General features: G+C 65.3%; 15 protein-coding genes. 7 read left to right on the top strand and 8 right to left on the bottom strand.

The genetic code is table 11. The annotated features are described in order from the left end of the window. Window positions 1-69: 69 nt before the first annotated feature. From lexA to LC062_RS01950, 6 genes are all read right to left on the bottom strand, one after another. Complete coding sequence (gene lexA / locus LC062_RS01975) at window positions 70-786, bottom strand: transcriptional repressor LexA (RefSeq protein WP_224909341.1); 717 nt, start codon at window positions 784-786, stop codon at window positions 70-72. A gap of 130 nt (window positions 787-916) precedes the next feature. After that, window positions 917-2,137: a molybdopterin molybdotransferase MoeA gene (locus tag LC062_RS01970; protein ID WP_224909340.1), complete on the bottom strand. Its 1,221-nt coding sequence runs from the start codon at window positions 2,135-2,137 to the stop codon at window positions 917-919. Window positions 2,138-2,140: 3 nt separating this feature from the next. Continuing rightward, on the bottom strand, window positions 2,141-2,644 hold the full coding sequence (gene moaC / locus LC062_RS01965; protein ID WP_224909339.1) for a cyclic pyranopterin monophosphate synthase MoaC: 504 nt from the start codon (window positions 2,642-2,644) through the stop codon (window positions 2,141-2,143). A gap of 36 nt (window positions 2,645-2,680) precedes the next feature. Further along, window positions 2,681-3,496, bottom strand: coding sequence for an indole-3-glycerol phosphate synthase TrpC (trpC, locus tag LC062_RS01960; protein ID WP_224909338.1), 816 nt, complete (start codon window positions 3,494-3,496; stop codon window positions 2,681-2,683). Window positions 3,497-3,501: 5 nt separating this feature from the next. Beyond that, window positions 3,502-4,515 carry an anthranilate phosphoribosyltransferase gene (trpD, locus tag LC062_RS01955; protein WP_224909337.1) on the bottom strand — a complete coding sequence of 338 codons (1,014 nt, stop codon included), beginning with the start codon at window positions 4,513-4,515 and terminating at the stop codon, window positions 3,502-3,504. A 65-nt stretch (window positions 4,516-4,580) separates the two neighbouring features. Then, window positions 4,581-6,467 (bottom strand): peptidylprolyl isomerase, encoded by a 1,887-nt coding sequence (locus LC062_RS01950; protein WP_224909336.1) that lies wholly within the window; start codon window positions 6,465-6,467, stop codon window positions 4,581-4,583. A gap of 191 nt (window positions 6,468-6,658) precedes the next feature. Between LC062_RS01950 and tpiA the strand changes: the two genes are divergently transcribed. The 7 genes from tpiA (at window position 6,659) to LC062_RS01915 (ending at window position 16,204) form a co-directional block, all read left to right on the top strand. Continuing rightward, window positions 6,659-7,435, top strand: a complete 777-nt coding sequence (gene tpiA / locus LC062_RS01945) for a triose-phosphate isomerase (RefSeq protein WP_224909335.1) — start codon at window positions 6,659-6,661, stop codon at window positions 7,433-7,435. A gap of 176 nt (window positions 7,436-7,611) precedes the next feature. Beyond that, window positions 7,612-7,992, top strand: coding sequence for a preprotein translocase subunit SecG (secG, locus tag LC062_RS01940; RefSeq protein WP_224909334.1), 381 nt, complete (start codon window positions 7,612-7,614; stop codon window positions 7,990-7,992). A 114-nt stretch (window positions 7,993-8,106) separates the two neighbouring features. Further along, entirely contained in the window at window positions 8,107-9,735 is a 1,629-nt protein-coding gene (locus tag LC062_RS01935; RefSeq protein ID WP_224909333.1) for a CTP synthase, read from the top strand. A gap of 97 nt (window positions 9,736-9,832) precedes the next feature. After that, on the top strand, window positions 9,833-10,699 hold the full coding sequence (locus tag LC062_RS01930; protein ID WP_224909332.1) for a VOC family protein: 867 nt from the start codon (window positions 9,833-9,835) through the stop codon (window positions 10,697-10,699). 161 nt (window positions 10,700-10,860) lie between these two features. Further along, on the top strand, window positions 10,861-12,018 hold the full coding sequence (locus LC062_RS01925; protein WP_224909331.1) for an efflux RND transporter periplasmic adaptor subunit: 1,158 nt from the start codon (window positions 10,861-10,863) through the stop codon (window positions 12,016-12,018). Between the two features lie 5 nt (window positions 12,019-12,023). Next, window positions 12,024-15,203: an efflux RND transporter permease subunit gene (locus LC062_RS01920; RefSeq protein WP_224909330.1), complete on the top strand. Its 3,180-nt coding sequence runs from the start codon at window positions 12,024-12,026 to the stop codon at window positions 15,201-15,203. A 203-nt stretch (window positions 15,204-15,406) separates the two neighbouring features. Then, on the top strand, window positions 15,407-16,204 hold the full coding sequence (locus LC062_RS01915; protein ID WP_224909329.1) for an IclR family transcriptional regulator: 798 nt from the start codon (window positions 15,407-15,409) through the stop codon (window positions 16,202-16,204). Window positions 16,205-16,301: 97 nt separating this feature from the next. Here the strand turns inward: LC062_RS01915 and LC062_RS01910 are convergent, their stop codons facing one another. Further along, window positions 16,302-17,054, bottom strand: coding sequence for an SDR family NAD(P)-dependent oxidoreductase (locus tag LC062_RS01910; protein WP_224909328.1), 753 nt, complete (start codon window positions 17,052-17,054; stop codon window positions 16,302-16,304). Between the two features lie 4 nt (window positions 17,055-17,058). Next, window positions 17,059-17,934, bottom strand: a complete 876-nt coding sequence (locus LC062_RS01905; protein ID WP_224909327.1) for a BKACE family enzyme — start codon at window positions 17,932-17,934, stop codon at window positions 17,059-17,061. Window positions 17,935-18,022 lie beyond the last annotated feature (88 nt).

Below are 18,022 nucleotides of genomic sequence, written 5' to 3'. Positions count from 1 at the left end.
GGCACACAAACCTTATGGACCGCTCCCATCTGTGAATCGGAAGGGCCACGCCTTTGCTCGATAGCGGCCTCAGTACCGGCGGAACAGCGACACCAGCCGTCCCTGGATTCGCACCCGTCCGGGGCCGAAGATGCGCGTCTCATAGGCCGGGTTGGCGGCCTCCAGCGCGACCGAGGCGCCTTTCTTGCGCAGGCGCTTCAAGGTCGCTTCCTCATCATCGATCAGAGCAACGACGATATCGCCGCTGTCGGCGGCATCGGAACGGCGGATCACCACCGTGTCGCCATCGAGAATGCCCGCGTCGATCATCGAATCGCCCCGCACCTCAAGCGCGAAATGCTCGCCGCTGCCCAGTAGATCCGCCGGCATGGACACGGTGTGTGAATGAGACTGGATCGCCTCGATCGGCACACCTGCGGCGATCCGGCCCATCACCGGAATGGCGACCGTGTCGGCCGCCGGCGGCGTGTCGTCCCGAGGGCTTTCGACCGGACGCACCCGCCCAAGCGATCCCTCGATCACCGCCGGCGAAAAACCTTGTGCCCGCTGCGTCGCCAGCCCCGGAGCCACCGATTCCGGCAGCTTGATGATCTCCAGCGCCCGCGCCCGATTCGGCAACCGGCGAATGAACCCGCGTTCCTCCAGCGCCGTGATCAGCCGATGAATCCCCGACTTCGACCGCAGATCGAGCGCATCCTTCATTTCATCGAAAGACGGCGGAACCCCGGTTTCCTTCAGTCTTTCGTGAATGAACAGGAGCAACTCGTGCTGCTTGCGGGTCAACATGGACTGGGCTCCTCGGTTTCGGTCGATCTATTCTATGTACAAAACATGAACACAATCTAACCGTTCCCGACCTGTTCCACAAGTCTTGCCGGGTATGTTTGTCAGTCGCAAGTGGCGATGGAGCCCCGGGTCAGCCCCGGGAGCGGGGCAGGCGCAGGATCGGCACCCGGGCACCGGCGGCCAGCGGCGGGGCGTGCGGCGGGCGAATGACGAGGGCATCGGCCTGGGCCAGCGTCGCCAGCATGGAGCTGTCCTGGCGCGGGAAGGGGGTCACCTGCTCCACGCCCTCCGCGTCGTGGGTCAGGGCGGCCCGCAGGTAGTCCTCGCGTTGGTCGTTCGCGCCGACACCCACCGCCAAAGGCAGGGTTTCACCGATCCTCGGCGCGGGCGGGCGGCCCAGCAGCGCATCCATCAGCGGGCGCAGGAACAAGAGCGAACAGACGAGGCTGGAGACCGGGTTGCCCGGCAAACCGAGGACCCGCATCTCGTCGATATGCCCGGCCATCAACGGCTTGCCCGGGCGCATAGCGATGCGCCAGAAGGCGAGTGCCATGCCGGCGCCGCCAAGCGCGTCCTGCACCAGGTCATGGTCGCCGACGGAGGCGCCGCCAAGGGTGACGAGCACATCGGCATTGGCCTCGCGCGCCGCCGCGATCCGCTCGTTCAGCGCCTCCTGCCGGTCCGGCGCGATGCCAAGGTGGATCGGCGTACCGCCACAATCTTCCACCAGCGCGGCGACGCCGGCATGGTTGGAGGCGATGATCTGATCCGGCCCCGGGTCCGTGCCCGGTGGCACCAGCTCATCGCCGGTGGCAAGAATGGCAACGCGCGGCCGTCGGTGCACCGGCAACCTGGCGTGGTTCATGGCGGCGGCCAGCGCCAGCTCGCGAAAACCGATCCGAGTTCCGGCCCGCAGCAACACCTCGCCGGCGTGAAAATCGAGACCGGCGGGGCGGACGAACTGGCCTTTGGAGACCGTCTCCAGTGCCGTCACCGTATCGCCTTCGCGCTGCGCGTTTTCCTGGATCAAGATCGCGTCCGCGCCCTCGGGCACCGGTGCGCCGGTGAAGATGCGGACCGCCTCTCCCTGCAAGACCTTGCCGGAATAGCCGTGCCCGGCCGGCGCTTCGCCGATGACCGTGAGCGCGGCGGGGGGATGGGCGAGGTCGGCGGCGCGCACCGCATAGCCATCCATCGCCGAGGCGGAGAAGGGGGGCTGTGTGCGGGTCGCGGCAAGGTCGCTGGCAAGCACCCGGCCGTTGGCCTTGGTCAGCTCGACCCCCTCGGCGGGCAGCGCCACCGCGCCCTGCAACAGCCGCTCAAGCGCCTCGTCGACGGAAATCAACGCCATGGATCACTCCGCCGTTTCGCGCGCATCGACCGACCAGTCGCCGGACTTGCCGCCGGATTTCGCCAGAACGCGAATGCCGGAAATGGTCATGCCGCGATCGGCGGCCTTGGCCATGTCGTAGATCGTCAGGCAGGCGACCGAACAGGCGGTGAGCGCCTCCATCTCGACCCCGGTCTTGCCGGACAGCTTGGCATAGCTTTCCACCCGAAGGCCGGGCAGCGCCTCGTCGATCTCGATATCGACCGCGACCTTCGACAGGGCGAGCGGGTGGCAGAGCGGAATGAGCTCATGGGTGCGCTTGGCGGCCATGATGCCGGCGATCCGCGCCGTCGCCAGCACATCGCCCTTCTTGGCGTTGCCGTCCCGGATCATGGCAAGGGTTTCCGGCTTCATCTGTACGAAGCCTTCCGCCCGCGCCTCGCGGGTGGTGTCGTCCTTGGCCGAGACATCGACCATGTTGGCGCTGCCGGAGGCATCGAGATGTGTCAGGCTCTTGGAGGACGTCATAGGCATTCTCTCCTGGAATGGGCCGCGGGACGGGAGCTAGCCCGCCATCGCCGCTCCGCCCTCGCGCGACAGCAGCGCCCGGGTGGCGGCGGCCACGTCCGCCTGCCGCATCAGGCTTTCGCCGATCAGGAAGGTGGTGATGCCGACCGCGCCCATGCGGACAAGGTCCGCCGGGGTGAAGAGCCCGGATTCGCCGACGACGATCCGGTCGTCCGGAATACGCGGTGCCAATTCCTCGCTGACCTCAAGCCGGGTCTCGAAGGTCTTCAGATTGCGGTTGTTGATGCCGATCAGCGGTGAACGCATCCGCAAGGCCCGATCAAGCTCGGCGCCGTCATGCACCTCGATCAGCACATCCATGCCGAGACTGAAGGCGGTGCGCTCCAGCGCATCCGCGGTTTCGTCATCGACGGCGGCGAGAATGATCAGGATGCAGTCCGCGCCCCAGGCGCGCGCCTCGAACACCTGGTAGGTGTCATAGAGAAAATCCTTGCGCAGCACCGGCAGCGTGCAGGCCGCCCGCGCGGCCTTGAGGAAGTCCGGGTGCCCCTGAAACGAGGGGGTGTCGGTCAGAACGGACAGGCAGGCGGCGCCGCCTTCTTCATAGGCTCGGGCCAGCGCCGGCGGATCGAAATCCTCCCGGATCAGGCCCTTCGACGGGCTTGCCTTCTTGATCTCGGCAATCAGGCCGTAGGCGCCGATGGCGTGGTGGTCGGCCAGCGCGTTGAAGAAGCCGCGCGGCGCGTCGGCGGCCTCGGCGCGCCGCCGGATCTCGTCTTCGTCAACGGCTGCCTTGGCGGCGGCGATCTCCACCCGCTTGTAGGCTTCGATCTTGGAGAGAATATCACTCATGCGGCTCACCCGTTGGAGACGGCAACAAGATGCGACAGGCGGGCAAGCGCCGCGCCGCTGTCGATCGACTGGGCCGACAGGGCAACGCCCTCGGCCAGGTCCTTCGCCCGTCCGGCGACCACCAGAGTCGCACCGGCGTTCATCAGCACCGTGTCGCGATAGGCGTTCTTCTCACCCTCCAGCACGGCCTTCAGCGCCGCCGCATTGACCGGCGCTTCGCCGCCCAGAAGGTCCTCTGACTTCCAGAGCGACAGTCCAACCTCCTGCGGCGTGACCTCGAAGGTCCGGATCCGCCCCTCTTCAAGCGCGGCGACCTTGGTCGGGCCGGTGGTGGTGATCTCGTCGAGCCCGTCGGACCCGTGCACGACCCACACCGCTTTCGAGCCAAGCGCGGCCAACACCTCGGCAATCGGCTCCACCCAGCGCTCGGCAAAGACGCCGACCATCTGCCGCTGCACCCCGGCCGGATTGGACAGGGGGCCGAGCAGGTTGAAGATGGTCCGCGTTCCCAGCTCCACCCGGGCCGGTCCCACATGCTTCATCGCCGAATGATGATTCGGCGCGAACATGAAGCCGAGGCCGACCTCACGGATGCAACGGCCGATATGCTCGGCCGAAATATCGATATTCACGCCGAGCGCCATCAGCACGTCCGCCGAGCCGGATTTCGACGACAGCGACCGGTTGCCATGCTTGGCGACCGGCACGCCGCAGCCGGACACGACAAAGGCCGAGCAGGTGGAGATATTGTAGCTGCCGGAGGCATCGCCACCGGTGCCGACCACATCGACCGCATCCTCCGGCGCCTCCACCGGCAACATCTTCGCCCGCATGGTGCTGACCGCGCCGGCAATTTCGTCGACGGTTTCGCCGCGCACGCGCAGGGCCATCAGGAAGCCGCCGATCTGCGCCGGGGTGGCGGCGCCCGACATGATGATATCGAACGCGGTCTGCGCCTCGGGCCGCGTCAGGGCGTTTCCGTCGGCGACTTTCGCGATCAAGGCCTTGAGGTTGCTCACGCTGTCTCACTCCGAAAATGAATGGCCGCGCGTTCCCCCGGACCCCGGGCGAACGCGCGGTGGGCTTATCCGCCCTGACCGATCACCCGGCCGATGTTGGTCTGATTGACGGTCACCCCAAGCTTGTCCTGAAGCTCGCCAGCATATTGACCGATCACCGAATCGCGCAATGCCTCGGACAGGCGTGTGTCGAGCGCGGTGATCTCGCCCGCCTCGCGGAAGAAGGCCGGGCTGCTGACCGCCTCGACCATGAAGACGACGCGGGTGCCATCCGTGCCGGCGGCCTCACCGGCGGTGCCCACCGGTCCGGTGAAGGCACTGGACACAGCCTCGGCGGGCAGGGTGTCATGGGCGCCATTGCGCTTCACGCCGGTTGCCGTCGCGACGGTCGTCTCGTTTTCGGTGGCCACCTCGTCCAGCGACTTGCCACCCTTGATGGCGGCCAGGGCAGCTTCGGCGCGGGCTTGAAGTTCCTTGGTCCTCTCGGCCTCGATCCAGGCAGCGACCACGTCGGCGCGCACCTCGTCCAGTTCTCGGTCGCGGGCCGGGGTCACGGCTTTGACCTCGAACCACAGGAAGCCGGTGCGGCCAAGCTGCAGCGGATCGGCTTCCACGCCAACGTCGCTTTCGAAGGCTTCACTGATCAGGGGGGCCACATCCGGCAGGCCGGCGGGGGTGCCGTCCTCGGCCTTGCCAGCGCTGTCGAAGGGCTTGGAGGTCTCAAGCTTCAGCTTGAACCGGTCGGCAACCTCGGCCAGCAGGGCGCCGCCGGCGCGCGCATCCTCGATCTCGTCGTAAAGGTCGAGAATTTCCCGCTCGGCGGCCTGCTCGGCCAGTTCCTTACGCAGGGTGTCGGCGACCTCGGCCAGCGGCGTCTTGTGCGCCGGGGCGATCTTGGCGACCTTCAGAAGCACCGGGGCGAAACGGCCCTCGACGATCTCGGAGGCGGCGCCTTCCTCAAGCGTAAAGGCCACCTCGGCAATCGCCGGGTCGAGCATGTCGCTCTTGGCCAGAGCGCCGAGGGTCACGTCCTCGATGGTCTTGCCGCTGTCGGTGACGATCTCTTCAAAGCTCTTGCCCTCGGTCAGCGCTGCCCGCGCCGCGTCGGCTTCGTCCCTGGAGGCAAAGGTGATCTGCAGGATCTCCCGCCGCTCCGGCTCGCCGAACCGCTCGCCGGCGGCCTCATAGCTCTGCTGGATATCCGCGTCGCTGACTTCTTCAGGACGGGCAACGCTCTCCGGGGTCATGGTGATGAAATCGAGGGTGCGATACTCGGGCGCCCGGAACGCGGGTTTGTTGGCCTCAAAATAGGCGGCGAGAGCATCGTCGTCCGGTGCGGCAATCGCCTCGGCCGGTTCGGCCGTCAGGACGATATAGCGCAGGGTGCGTTCCTCGTTGGCGTGGAGGTTGAACACCTCCAGCATCGGCGCCGGGGTGGTGAGCCCGCCGGAGACCGCTGCGGCAAGCTGCAGCCGCTCTTCCAGCTTGCGCTGATCGGCAACGAAGTCGTCTTCGGTAAGGCCGTTGGCCTGAAGTACCTGGGCGAGCCGGTTGCGGTCATAGCCGCCGGACGGCCCCTGGAAGGCCGGGGAGGACTGGATCTGGCGCACCAGCTGCTCGTCGGAGATGCCGAGGTTCAGGTCGCTGGCCGCCTGGTTCAGCGCCGCTTCGGCGATCATGCCGCCCAGCACCTGGCCGGGCAGGCCGAGCGCCGCGCCCTCGGTGGTCGACAGCGGACGGCCGATGCGTTGCCCGAGCTGGCGGAGCTGGCGCCGGTAGGCGGCGTCGAAATCGGCGGTCGCCACCTTCTGCGAGCCGACAGTCGCGACCTGGTCGCCGCTTGTATTGAGCAAGTCGCCGGAGATCCCCCAGATCGCAAAGCTGATCACGAGCAGACCGATGAGGAGTTTTGAGATCCAGGACTTTGCGCCGCTGCGCAGAGTGTCGAGCATTGCGGTTTCCGTTGTTCGAACGCACACAACCGGCGCGGAGACGTTCCGACCGGACCAAAGCGAGCGGAGCATAGAGATGCGAACTGTCCGGAGCAAGGCGCCGCGAGGGCATTGGTAGCGCTGGTGGCTTGATCCCTCCACGATTTCTGTTAGCAGGAACGCGAAACATGTCCCATCAGCCGGAGGCCCGAATGACCCAGACCGTGAAACCGCTCATTGCCGGAAACTGGAAGATGAACGGATTGAGCGCCTCCCGGGCGGAGCTGGACGCGCTGGCACGCGGTGTTGCCGAGGCAACCGCCGGGCGGGTCGACATGGCGGTGTGCCCGCCCGCGACCCTGGTGGCGGCCGCGGCGGATGCCCTGCGCGGCTCGGGCATTGCCACCGGCGGCCAGGATTGCCACACGGCGGCCAGCGGCGCGCACACCGGCGATATTTCCGCCGAGATGCTTGCCGATGCCGGCGCGAGCATGGTGATTGTCGGCCATTCCGAGCGCCGCGCCGATCATGGCGAGGACGACGCCTGCGTGCGGGCCAAGGCGGAGGCCGCATGGCGGGCCGGCCTGGTGGCGATCCTGTGCGTCGGCGAAACCGAGGCGGAGCGCAAGGCAGGCACGGCGCTTGAGGTGGTCGGCAAGCAGCTCGCCGGCTCGGTGCCCGACGGGGCCGATGCGCAGCGGCTGATCGTTGCCTATGAGCCGGTCTGGGCCATCGGCACGGGGCTGACGCCCACCGCCGAGGATGTGGCGGAAATGCATGCCTCGCTGCGGGCCGGTTTGGTGGAGCGTTTCGGCGCGGCCGGTGAGGGGATCCGGCTTCTCTATGGCGGTTCGGTGAAGCCGGGCAATGCCGGCGAGCTGATGTCGGTGGCCCATGTCAACGGCGCGCTGGTGGGCGGCGCGAGTCTCAAGGCCGCCGACTTCCTTGCGATTGCGGCCGCCACGGCGGCCGTGACGCACAAGGGGTGACGACAAGGGTGGAAAGCACCGTCGCATTGGTGTAGAACCCACGCCAAATTCGTAACACCGAGGCAGATTCCGCCCCTTGCTGGGGCATGAATCATGTCTTCGGAATTCTGACCCCGATCAACGCGCCGGCCTTTGGGCTTTCGGTAGTCCGGCCGGTTGATCCAATCTGGTGTCCGATGGAAACCGTTATCATCGTCATTCATCTGATGGTCGTGCTCGCGCTCGTGCTCGTCGTTCTGTTGCAGCGCTCCGAAGGTGGCGCGCTCGGAATGGGTGGCGGCGGTGGCGGCGGCGGTCTGATGTCCAGCCGTGGCAGCGCCAATGTGCTGACCCGTGCGACCGCCATTCTTGGCGCTGCCTTTTTCGCGACCTCGCTGACCCTCGCCATTCTGGCGCGCACCGGCGACCGTCCGGCGTCGATTCTCGATGCGGCGCCCGGCACCCAGACGGCACCGCTCGGCCAGACCGAGGGCTCCGGCAACGGCATCCTGGATCAGTTGAAGCCGCAAGAGCAGCCGGCGGCGCCGGCAGGGCCGCAGGTTCCGGCCGCGCAGTAAGGCGCGGCGCGTTCCCTCTTCGAAGCCCCGCGATCTACGTCGCGGGGCATTTTCTTGTGTTTAATCCCGTGTCGAGCGTTGGAATCAATGCTCGCGGCGATATGGTATTGGTCCATGGCGCGATACATCTTCATCACCGGCGGCGTGGTGTCCTCGCTCGGCAAGGGGCTTGCGTCCGCAGCCCTTGGAGCCCTTCTTCAGGCGCGTGGATACAGGGTGCGGCTGCGTAAGCTCGACCCTTATCTCAACGTCGATCCGGGGACGATGAGCCCCTATCAGCACGGTGAGTGCTTCGTCACCGACGATGGTGCCGAGACCGACCTCGATCTGGGTCATTACGAGCGCTTCACCGGTCGTCCGGCCAACCGGCAGGACAACATTACCACCGGGCGCATCTACCAGGACATCATCGCCAAGGAACGGCGCGGCGATTATCTGGGCGGTACCGTGCAGGTGATTCCGCATGTGACCGATGCCATCAAGGCGTTCGTTCTCGACGGTAACGACGACTATGATTTCGTGCTGTGCGAGATCGGAGGTACGGTCGGCGACATTGAGGGGTTGCCGTTCTTCGAGGCGATCCGTCAGCTCGGCAACGATTTGCCGCGCGGCCATGCGATCTATATTCACTTGACCCTGATGCCGTTCATCCCCGCCGCCGGCGAGCTGAAGACCAAGCCGACCCAGCATTCGGTCAAGGAGCTGCGCTCCATCGGCATCCAGCCGGACATCCTGATGGTGCGGTGCGATCGGAAGATCCCGGAAAGCGAGCAGCGCAAGCTGTCGCTGTTCTGCAACGTGCGCGAGGGCGCCGTCATTCCGGCCTATGATGTGGCGTCGATCTACGACGTGCCGATCGCCTATCACGAGGAAGGTCTCGACGAGGAAGTGCTCGCCGCCTTTGGCATCATTGGTGCGCCGCCGCTCGACCTGTCCCGCTGGGAGGGAATTTCCGAGAACCTCGCCAACCCGGAAGGTGAAGTGACGATTGCCATCATCGGCAAGTACACGGTGCTGAAGGATGCCTACAAGTCACTGATCGAGGCGCTTGTGCATGGTGGCATCGCCAACAACGTGCGCGTCAAGCTGGAATGGATCGAATCGGAGATCTTCGAGAAAGAGGATCCGTCTCCGTGGCTGGAAAACGTGCATGGCATTCTGGTGCCTGGCGGCTTCGGCGAGCGCGGGGCGGAAGGCAAGATTGCAGCTGCCCGGTTCGCTCGGACCCACAAGATCCCTTATTTCGGCATTTGCTTCGGCATGCAGATGGCGGTGATCGAGGCGGCCCGCAACCTCGCCGGCATTCCCGAAGCCAGTTCCACCGAATTCGGCAGCACCAGCGAGCCGGTCGTCGGCCTGATGACCGAATGGAGCCGGGGTAACACCCTTGAGGTGCGCCGCGAGGATGGCGAGCTTGGCGGAACCATGCGGCTCGGCGCCTATCCGGCGCATCTGGCTGCCGGTTCGCGCATTGCCGAGATCTACGGCGCGGAGGAGATCTCCGAGCGTCACCGGCACCGGTATGAGGTCAATATCGCCTACCGCACGCGGCTGGAGGAAGCTGGTCTCTGCTTCGCCGGCACGTCTCCCGATGGCGAACTGCCCGAGACGGTCGAGATCCGCGATCACCCCTGGTACATCGGCGTTCAGTACCATCCGGAGCTGAAGTCGCGCCCGTTCCAGCCGCATCCGCTGTTCGCGTCCTTCGTTGCGGCGGCGATGGAGCAGAGCCGGCTGGTCTGACGCCGGTCAAGTTCAGAGAAAACGGAAGACTTGCCCCGTTCCGGCGCATGAGGATGCGCCGGACAGGAGGAGGGGCACGAGGGGGGAGCGACAGGGCATGCACGCGCGCGGACTGGATCATCTTGTGTGGGCGGTGCGTGACCTCGATACGGTCGCGGACTGTCTTCAACGCCTCGGCTTCACCGTCACCCCGCGCGCCCGTCATCCCTGGGGTACCGAAAACCGCTGCGTGCAGTTCGACGGGTTCTTCATCGAATTGCTGACCGTGGGCGAGGCGGCGCAGATCCCGCCCGCAGCCAATGCGACCTTCTCCTTCGGGGCGTTCAACCGCGATTTCCTGGAAACGGGCGAGGGCGCGTCGATGCTGGTTGCCGAGAGCCAGGACCCGGCTGCCGACCGGCGCGCCTTCGAACAGGCCGGACTTCCGGTGTTCGCGCCGTTCGCTTTCGAGCGGGAGCAGACCCTGGCCGATGGCGGCGTGCGCAAGGTCGGGTTCGATCTGACCTTCACCCGCGACCGCGACGATACCCGCAACGGTTTCTTCACCTGCCACAATCGCTACCCGGAAAACTTCTGGTCGGCGGACTACCGGCAGCATGAGAACGGGGCGCAGTCGTTGGAGGCGGTGATCGTCGTTTGCGATGAGCCCGCCAGCCATCATATCTTCTACTCGGCATTTACCGGCGTGCGCGACATGCGCGCCAGCAGCCTCGGTATTACCATTGACACCCCGCGCGGGGCTGTTCGGCTCTTTACCCCCGGCGCTTTCGCCGGTTTGTTCGCGCAGGCTGCCCCTCGCGATCCGGCGGGCGCGCCGGTCATTGCCGCGCTTGTCATTCGCGGGGCGGACCGGGCGGCGCTCATCGCGCGGCTTGAAAAAGCAGGCATGGACTATGTGCTTGCGCCGGAAGGTCTGGTGGTGCCGGAGACGGCCGAGCACGGTTTGTCGCTTGTTTTTGCCTGACTTGGCTGTACCGTCACGTGACTATAGTAGACAATTCGAATGAGGTGCCCGGGGTGGCTATGCCGGGTGCGGACCAGAACGCAAGGTGATCTCCGGGTCGCCGACATACGTAAGAGAGCCGGTGACGGCGCATCCTCGGAATACTCAAGGAGCTAGGGCGAATGATTTCTGCGGTCGGTCGGTATATGCGGAACACTGGCGGCATTGCGCTCGTTCTTGTCGCCGTTGGCGTTGCTGCGTGCAAACCGCAGGAAGAAAAGGCGACCGCCGCTCCGCCGCCTTCTGTCCAGGTTGCGGCGGCCTTCAAGAAGGAGATTCGCCAGTCGGCCAGTTTCGTCGGCCAGATCGAGGCGGTTGACGATGTCAACCTGCTGGCCCGCGTGTCTGGCTTCCTTGAAAGCAAGCAGATCAAGGACGGCGCATCGGTGGAGAAGGACCAGATCCTTTTCACCATCGAAAAGGCGTCCTATGAGGCTACGCTTGCTTCGGCAAAGGCCGATGCCGAGAAAGCCGAGGCCGATGCCGCGCTGAAGGCCGCCGACCTGGAGCGGGATACCGACCTCTTCGAAAAGGGGCATGTCTCCAAGGCCAAGTTCCAGGCGACGCTGGCGACCAAGGAACAGGCCGACGCGGCGGTGGAAGCCGCCCATGCGCAGGTCAAGCAGGCCGAGCTCAATCTCGGCTATACCGACATCTACGCACCGTTCCCGGGCAAGATTGGCAAGACCACCTATAGCGTTGGCGATGTGGTCGGGCCGACGTCGCAGCCCCTTGCCCGGCTCGTGCGTCTGGCGCCGGTCTATGTCAACTTCGCCATCAGCGAGAAGGATTATCTCGACGCGGTGCGCGGATCGGGCAAATCGCCTGACGATGTGAAGTCCGGCGATGCCAAGATCCAGATCCATCTCATTCTGCCGAACGGCAAGCGATACGGCGAGGATGGGGAGATCGTCTTCATCGACAACACCGTCGATCCGAGGACCGGCACAATCTCCGTGCGTGGTCAGTTCGCCAACAAGGATACGCTGCTGGTTGCGGGCACCTTCGTCACCGTGGTGATCGAGGCGGGCGAAAGCTCGAACGAGCTGTTGATCCCGCAGGCGGCGATCCAGCGGGATCAGCGTGGCGCCTTCGTGCTCGCCATCGGCCAGCAGGAGATGGTCGAGCAGCGCTACGTCGAACTGGGCGAGCAGGTCGAGACCGACTTCGTGGTCAAGAAGGGCCTTCAGCAAGGTGACCGCGTCATCACCGAGGGGCTTCAGAAGGTCCGTCCCGGCGTTCCCGTCAACGCTGTGCTTGCCGGCACGCCGGTGGAGTAAGCCAGATGCTGTCACGGATCTTCATTTACCGGCCGAAATTCGCTCTGGTGATTTCGCTGGTGATTTCGATTGCCGGCGCTCTGGGCTACATGGCCCTCCCGGTCGAGCAGTTCCCCGACATCACGCCGCCGGTGGTCAATGTCTCGGCCACCTACACCGGCGCCAACGCCGAGGTGCTTGAGGAAACCGTCGCCGCGCCGATCGAGGCGCAGGTGAACGGTGTCGACGACATGATCTACATGTCGTCGAACAGCACCGACAACGGCAACTATTCGCTCAACGTCACCTTCGCGGTCGGGACCGATCCGGATATCGCCACGGTGAACGTGCAGAACCGGGTGAGCCAGGCGACCAGCCAGCTGCCGTCCGACGTGACCAAGAACGGCGTGACGGTGCAGAAGGCCAGCACCAACATGCTGCTGGTCACCACGCTTTATTCGCCGAACAAGACCTATGACGAGGTCTTTCTCGCCAACTATGCCTCGATCAACCTGAAGGATGCGCTCGCGCGTGTTCCCGGCGTCGGCAAGGCGGACGTGCTGACCGACTTTGCCTATGGCATGCGCATCTGGCTCGACCCCGACCGGCTGACGAGCATGAGCATGACGCCGGCGGATTTCATCTCGGCGATCCAGGACCAGAACCTGCAGGTCGCCGCCGGCCAGATCGGCGCCCCGCCGGTGCCGGACGGGCAGCAGTTCCAGTACACCATCAAGGCACAGGGACGCCTGGCGACCGTCGAGCAGTTCGAGCAGATCGTGCTGCGCACCGGGTCCGATGGTGCGGTCGTGCGCATCGGCGATGTCGCCCGGGTCGAACTGGGCTCGCAGATCTACTCCGCCAACGGCCGCTTCAATGGCCGTCCGGCGACGGTGTTGGCGGTCTATCAGGCGCCGGGAGCCAATGCCCTGGCGGTCTCCGAAGGCGTGCTCAAGCGGCTTGAGGAACTGTCGAAGGCCTTCCCCGACGACATGGACTATGAGGTTCCGTTCAACACGACGGACTTCGTCAAGCAGTCGCTGAGCGATGTGGTCTTCACCCTGTTCCTGACCTTCACGCTTGTCGTGTCCGTGGTGTTCATCTTCCTTGGAAACTGGCGCGCGACGGTCATTCCGACGGTTGCCATTCCGGTGTCACTGATCGGCACCTTCGCCATTCTCCTTGCGGCGGGCATGTCGCTCAACACCATCAGCCTGTTCGCGCTGGTTCTGGCCATCGGTATCGTCGTTGATGACGCCATCATCGTGGTGGAGAACGTCGAACGGATCATGGAGGAGGAGGGGCTTCCGCCGAAGGAGGCCACCGCCAAGGCGATGGAGCAGATCACCACCCCGGTGATCGCCACCACGCTGGTGCTGCTCGCGGTGTTCGTGCCCACCATCTTCATGCCGGGCATCACCGGTCGGCTCTATTCGCAGTTTGCCGTGACGATTTCCGTCGCGGTGGTGATTTCCTCGATCAACGCCCTGACCCTTTCGCCGGCGCTGTGCGGTTTGGTGCTGAAGCTGCGCAGCGGTCCGCCGAAGGGCATCTTCGCGGTGTTCGAGCGCCTCATCGACGGTATGCGCAATAGCTATGTCGGGGTCGTCTCCCGGCTCTTGCCGCGCTCCTTCATCGGTCTGGGCGTCGTGGGTCTGGCGGTTGCGCTCATCGTGCTGCTCGGCGGCCGGCTGCCGCAGGGCTTTCTGCCGCTGGAGGATCAGGGCTACCTGATGGTCGACGTGCAGCTGCCCGATGGCGCGGCGCTGCCGCGTACCGACAAGATCACCGAGGAGATGGAAACCCGGCTGGAGAAGATCGACGGCATCGCCAATGTGGTGATCGTCAACGGCTACTCGATCCTGAACGCCGGATTGTCACCGAATGCGGCGATGGTGATCGTCACGCTCGACCCCTGGGACGAGCGCCAGACACCGGCACTGAAGGCGGATGGGATCCTGGCCACCATGTGGCGCGACTTCTCCACCATTGCCGGCGCCAACATCATCGCCTTCAATGCGCCGCCGATCCCGGGTCTCGGAACCACCGGCGGCGTGGAAATGAAGGTCCAGCAGACCGGCGGCGGCACGCCGCAGGATCTGGCCTCCGGCATCGGCTCGATGGTCTATTCCGCCAATCAGGCGAAGTCGATCGGCCAGGCCTATTCCACCTTCCGGGCCAATGTGCCGCAGGTGTTTGTCGATCTCGATCGGGAGAAGGCCAAGCTTCTGGGCGTCAAGATCTCCGATGTCTTCCTCACGCTGCAGGCCTATCTCGGCTCGTACTACGTGAATGACTTCAATCTCTTCGGCCGGGTCTACAAGGTGATGATCCAGGCGGAGGGCGCGTTCCGCAATCAGGTGGAGGATATCGACCGGCTCTACGTCCGCTCCGCGGATGGCGACATGGTGCCACTGCGCTCGCTGGTCAACATCGAGAATATCCTCGGTCCGCAGATCCTCAACCGCTACAACATGTTCCGGTCGGCGTCGGTCAACGCCTCGCCCGCGCAGGGGGCATCGAGCGGTACGGTGATGGCGGACATGGAGAAGGCGGCCGCCGAGGCCTTGCCCGCAGGGTATGCCTACGAATGGACCGGAACGGCGCTGCAGCAGCAAGGGGCGGGCGCCATCGTCATCTACATCCTGTTGCTGTCGATCCTGTTCGCCTATCTCTTCCTGGTGGCCCAGTATGAAAGCTGGTCGATGCCGATCGCCATCCTGATGTCGGTCACCATCGCTCTGCTCGGTGCCTTCGTCGCCGTTCTGGTCACCGGGCGGGACGTCAACCTCTACACCCAGATCGGCATGATCATGCTGGTCGGCATGGGGGCGAAGAACGCGATTCTGATCGTGGAATTCGCCATGGAGGAGCGGGCAGCGGGCCGGTCGATCATCGGTGCCGCGCGCAAGGCGGCGGGCCTTCGGTTCCGGGCTGTGATGATGACGGCGCTGTCGTTCCTGCTCGGTGTCGTGCCGCTTCTGGCCGCCTCCGGTGCCGGCGCGGCCAGCCAGCAGGCGATTGGCTACGCGGTCTTCGGCGGCATGCTGTTCGCGACCCTGTTCGGCGTTGTCGTCATTCCGGTTCTCTATGTGGTGATGCAGATCATCCGTGAGCGGCTGAAGGGGCAATATCGCGGCGCCGATACGGAGCGCGAGCCGGAGGAGCCCCTGCCGGGCAAGGAGGCCGCGCCGCAGGCGGGCTGATAGCGTCGCCGCTCTCCAGGAAATCGAAACCCGCCGGCTCTCTGAGGTCGGCGGGTTTTTTGTGTTCTGGCATCGCCGAACCGGCCGACTGGCGTGAGGACTTTGGCATCTTCTGGTTGAGTAATGGCCTATAAATGCTGATTACCACTTGATAATCTGCTATGACCGCCCTCCTGAAACATAAGAATGGCCGAGGACACTCCTTGAAGAAGGAAACTTCCCTGAACAGCCTGCGACGCGGCTTCCTGATCCTTGAAACCTTCGGCGTTGGCGAGGACAGTCTGAGCAATGCGGAGATATCGGCGCGCACCGGAATGCCGAAATCGACGGTTTCGCGGCTGACCGGCGTCTTGTGCGACATGGGATACCTCAGCCCGGCGCTTGAGACCGGCGGCTTCCGAATCGGCGCCGGCGCGTTGCGTCTGGGCTATTCGGCGCTGGCGAGCATGAACATCCGCCAGCGCGCCCGCCGGCCCATGCAGGAGTTGGCGGACCGGGCCTCGGTCTCGGTGTCGCTGGCCATCCGCCAGGGCGTGCACATGCTGTATATCGAGCAGGCGCGCGGGGCGGCGGCGGTCACCACCCGGCTGACGGTCGGCGACCGTCTGCCGATTGTCGTCTCCGCCATCGGTCAGGCTTATCTGGCGGCCTGCGATGCGGCGGAGATCGCCGAGATCGCCGAGCTGCTGGCGGAGAGTGATCCGCAGGCCGCAGCCACCCTTGGCGACAAGGTCACCGAAGCGCGGCGGCAGGTCGCAGAGCAGGGGTTCTGTCTGTCGATGGATACCTGGTTGCCGGGCATTCATGCCATCGCCGCGCCGGTGCTCGATCTCGATACCAAGACGCGCATGGCGGTCAATTGCGGCGGCGTCGCGACCCTGTTGCCGAAGGAGCGTCTTGTCGCGGAACTCGGTCCGGCCATCGAGGCGCTCGCCTCCCACATCTCGGCGCTGCCGCCGCGCGCGCTGGTGGCCGAGGTCGAGGCCGGCCGCAATATCTGACGTTTCGGCACGTCGCTTCGGTCAAACGAAAACCGGGCTGACATCTGGTGATGACAGCCCGGCTTCAAAGCGGATCAACGGTCGATGGGGCCGGTGATCAGAAGCGCCCGCAATCCAGCGTGATCGTTTGTCCGGTCATCGCTTCGTTGCACGACAGGAACACGATCGCTTCCGCCACATCGGAGGCTTCCACCCAACGCTTCAGGGTGGTTGCCGCCAGCGAGCTTTCGGTCCGGCTCTCCGGCCAGGTCTCGGTCCAGGGGGTGCGCGTGAGGCCCGGCGCGACCGCATTGACGCGGATCTTCGGGCCCAGTCCCTTGGCCAGATTGATGGTCATGTTGACCAGCGCCGCCTTGCTGGCGGCATAGGCCATGGAGCTGGCACCGCCGCCAAGGCCCGCAATGCTGGCGGTGTTGACGATGGCGCCGCCGTCGCGCAGATGCGGCGCTGCGGCCCGGGCACACCAGAACGGACCCATCAGGTTGGTGTTCAGGATCTTGTCCCAGAACGCATCGTCGAGCCGGTCGAGGTCCGACATGGGGATCGGCTCCAGCGTTCCCGACGTGCCGGCATTGTTTACCAGAACGTCAAGCCCGCCGAGGTCGGCGATCGCGGTCTTGACCATGGTCTCCGCATCCGTGCGGACGGAGACGTCACCTGGGGCGGAGAGAACGCGGGTTTCGCCGTGTTCCTTACGCAGACGGGCGAGCAGTGCCGGGACATTTTCGTCTCCCGGCAGATGGTTGATCGCAACCGTTGCCCCTGCGGCCAGATAGGCCTCCACGGTGGCAAGGCCGATGCCCGAGGAGCCGCCGGTCACCAGGACCCGGGTTTGCGCGGAAATCTGCATCGGCTCAGCGAAGCTCCAGGATTTCGCGGGCTTCGGCGGCGTTCGCGGTTTCCTTGCCGAGACCCTCCAGGATCTGGACGGCGCGACGCACCAGCGAGGCGTTGTCCGGTGCCAGGACGCCGCGCGACAGGTAGAGATTGTCTTCCAGACCGACGCGCACATGGCCGCCGCAGACCGCCGACAGCGCCACGATGTCGAACTCCTGCCGGCCGATGCCGAAGGCCGCCCAGTTGGCGTTCTGCGGGAGCTGCGACTGCAGGAACAGGTGCGACTGCGGGGTGGCATCCGCGCCGTAGGGGATGCCGAGGCAGATCTGGAACAGCGGGGTGCCGGTGAGGGCGCCCTCGGCGATCAGCTTCTTGGCCAGCACGATGTGGCCGATGTCGAAGACCTCCAGCTCCGGCTTGGTGCCGGCTTCCTCGACCAGCCGCGCCATGGTGCGCAGATGCGAGGGGAGGTTGAGGAAGGCATGCTCGCCGAAGTTCATGGTGCCGATGTCGAGCGTGCACAGCTCCGGCTTCAGCTCCAGAACATGGGAGACGCGTTCTTCGGGCGAGCAAAGGGTCGTGCCCGGACCGCCGACCTTCATGTTCTCGGCCGAAGGAATGTAGCGCGCGCCGGCACCGGTGGTGAGGTTGAGGACGATGTCGACATCGGCGTCGCGGACGCGCTCGACCACTTCCCGGTAAAGGGCGATGTCCATCGACGGAGCGGCCGTTTCGGGATCGCGCACATGGATATGCGCCACAGCCGCGCCGGCCTTGGCCGCGCCAATGGCCGAATCGGCGATCTGCTTCGGCGTCACGGGGACCGCGTCGCTCTTGCTGGGGGTGTCGAAGGATCCCGTGATCGCACAGGTGATAATGACTTTGTCGGCCATACGCGTTCCACTCCGGAAGTTCCAAAAAACCTGAATCGGCCCGGCGCGGCGCATGAGACTGCGCGGCACCAGAGCGCGCTAGCTGTGC

Origin of the sequence: Stappia indica, from assembly GCF_020177335.1 — a bacterium.
GTDB lineage: Bacteria > Pseudomonadota > Alphaproteobacteria > Rhizobiales > Stappiaceae > Stappia > Stappia indica_B.
Note: the sequence above shows the minus strand (reverse complement) of the source record. Positions and strands in the feature narration are given on the sequence as shown.

What these genes read in the sequence shown, in the direction of transcription:
- lexA (WP_224909341.1), bottom strand. Translation starts at nt 786, where the DNA reads ATGTTGACCCGCAAGCAGCACGAGTTGCTCCTGTTCATTCACGAAAGA.
- LC062_RS01970 (WP_224909340.1), bottom strand. Translation starts at nt 2,137, where the DNA reads ATGGCGTTGATTTCCGTCGACGAGGCGCTTGAGCGGCTGTTGCAGGGC.
- moaC (WP_224909339.1), bottom strand. Translation starts at nt 2,644, where the DNA reads ATGACGTCCTCCAAGAGCCTGACACATCTCGATGCCTCCGGCAGCGCC.
- trpC (WP_224909338.1), bottom strand. Translation starts at nt 3,496, where the DNA reads ATGAGTGATATTCTCTCCAAGATCGAAGCCTACAAGCGGGTGGAGATC.
- LC062_RS01950 (WP_224909336.1), bottom strand. Translation starts at nt 6,467, where the DNA reads ATGCTCGACACTCTGCGCAGCGGCGCAAAGTCCTGGATCTCAAAACTC.
- tpiA (WP_224909335.1), top strand. Translation starts at nt 6,659, where the DNA reads ATGACCCAGACCGTGAAACCGCTCATTGCCGGAAACTGGAAGATGAAC.
- secG (WP_224909334.1), top strand. Translation starts at nt 7,612, where the DNA reads ATGGAAACCGTTATCATCGTCATTCATCTGATGGTCGTGCTCGCGCTC.
- LC062_RS01935 (WP_224909333.1), top strand. Translation starts at nt 8,107, where the DNA reads ATGGCGCGATACATCTTCATCACCGGCGGCGTGGTGTCCTCGCTCGGC.
- LC062_RS01930 (WP_224909332.1), top strand. Translation starts at nt 9,833, where the DNA reads ATGCACGCGCGCGGACTGGATCATCTTGTGTGGGCGGTGCGTGACCTC.
- LC062_RS01925 (WP_224909331.1), top strand. Translation starts at nt 10,861, where the DNA reads ATGATTTCTGCGGTCGGTCGGTATATGCGGAACACTGGCGGCATTGCG.
- LC062_RS01920 (WP_224909330.1), top strand. Translation starts at nt 12,024, where the DNA reads ATGCTGTCACGGATCTTCATTTACCGGCCGAAATTCGCTCTGGTGATT.
- LC062_RS01910 (WP_224909328.1), bottom strand. Translation starts at nt 17,054, where the DNA reads ATGCAGATTTCCGCGCAAACCCGGGTCCTGGTGACCGGCGGCTCCTCG.
- LC062_RS01905 (WP_224909327.1), bottom strand. Translation starts at nt 17,934, where the DNA reads ATGGCCGACAAAGTCATTATCACCTGTGCGATCACGGGATCCTTCGAC.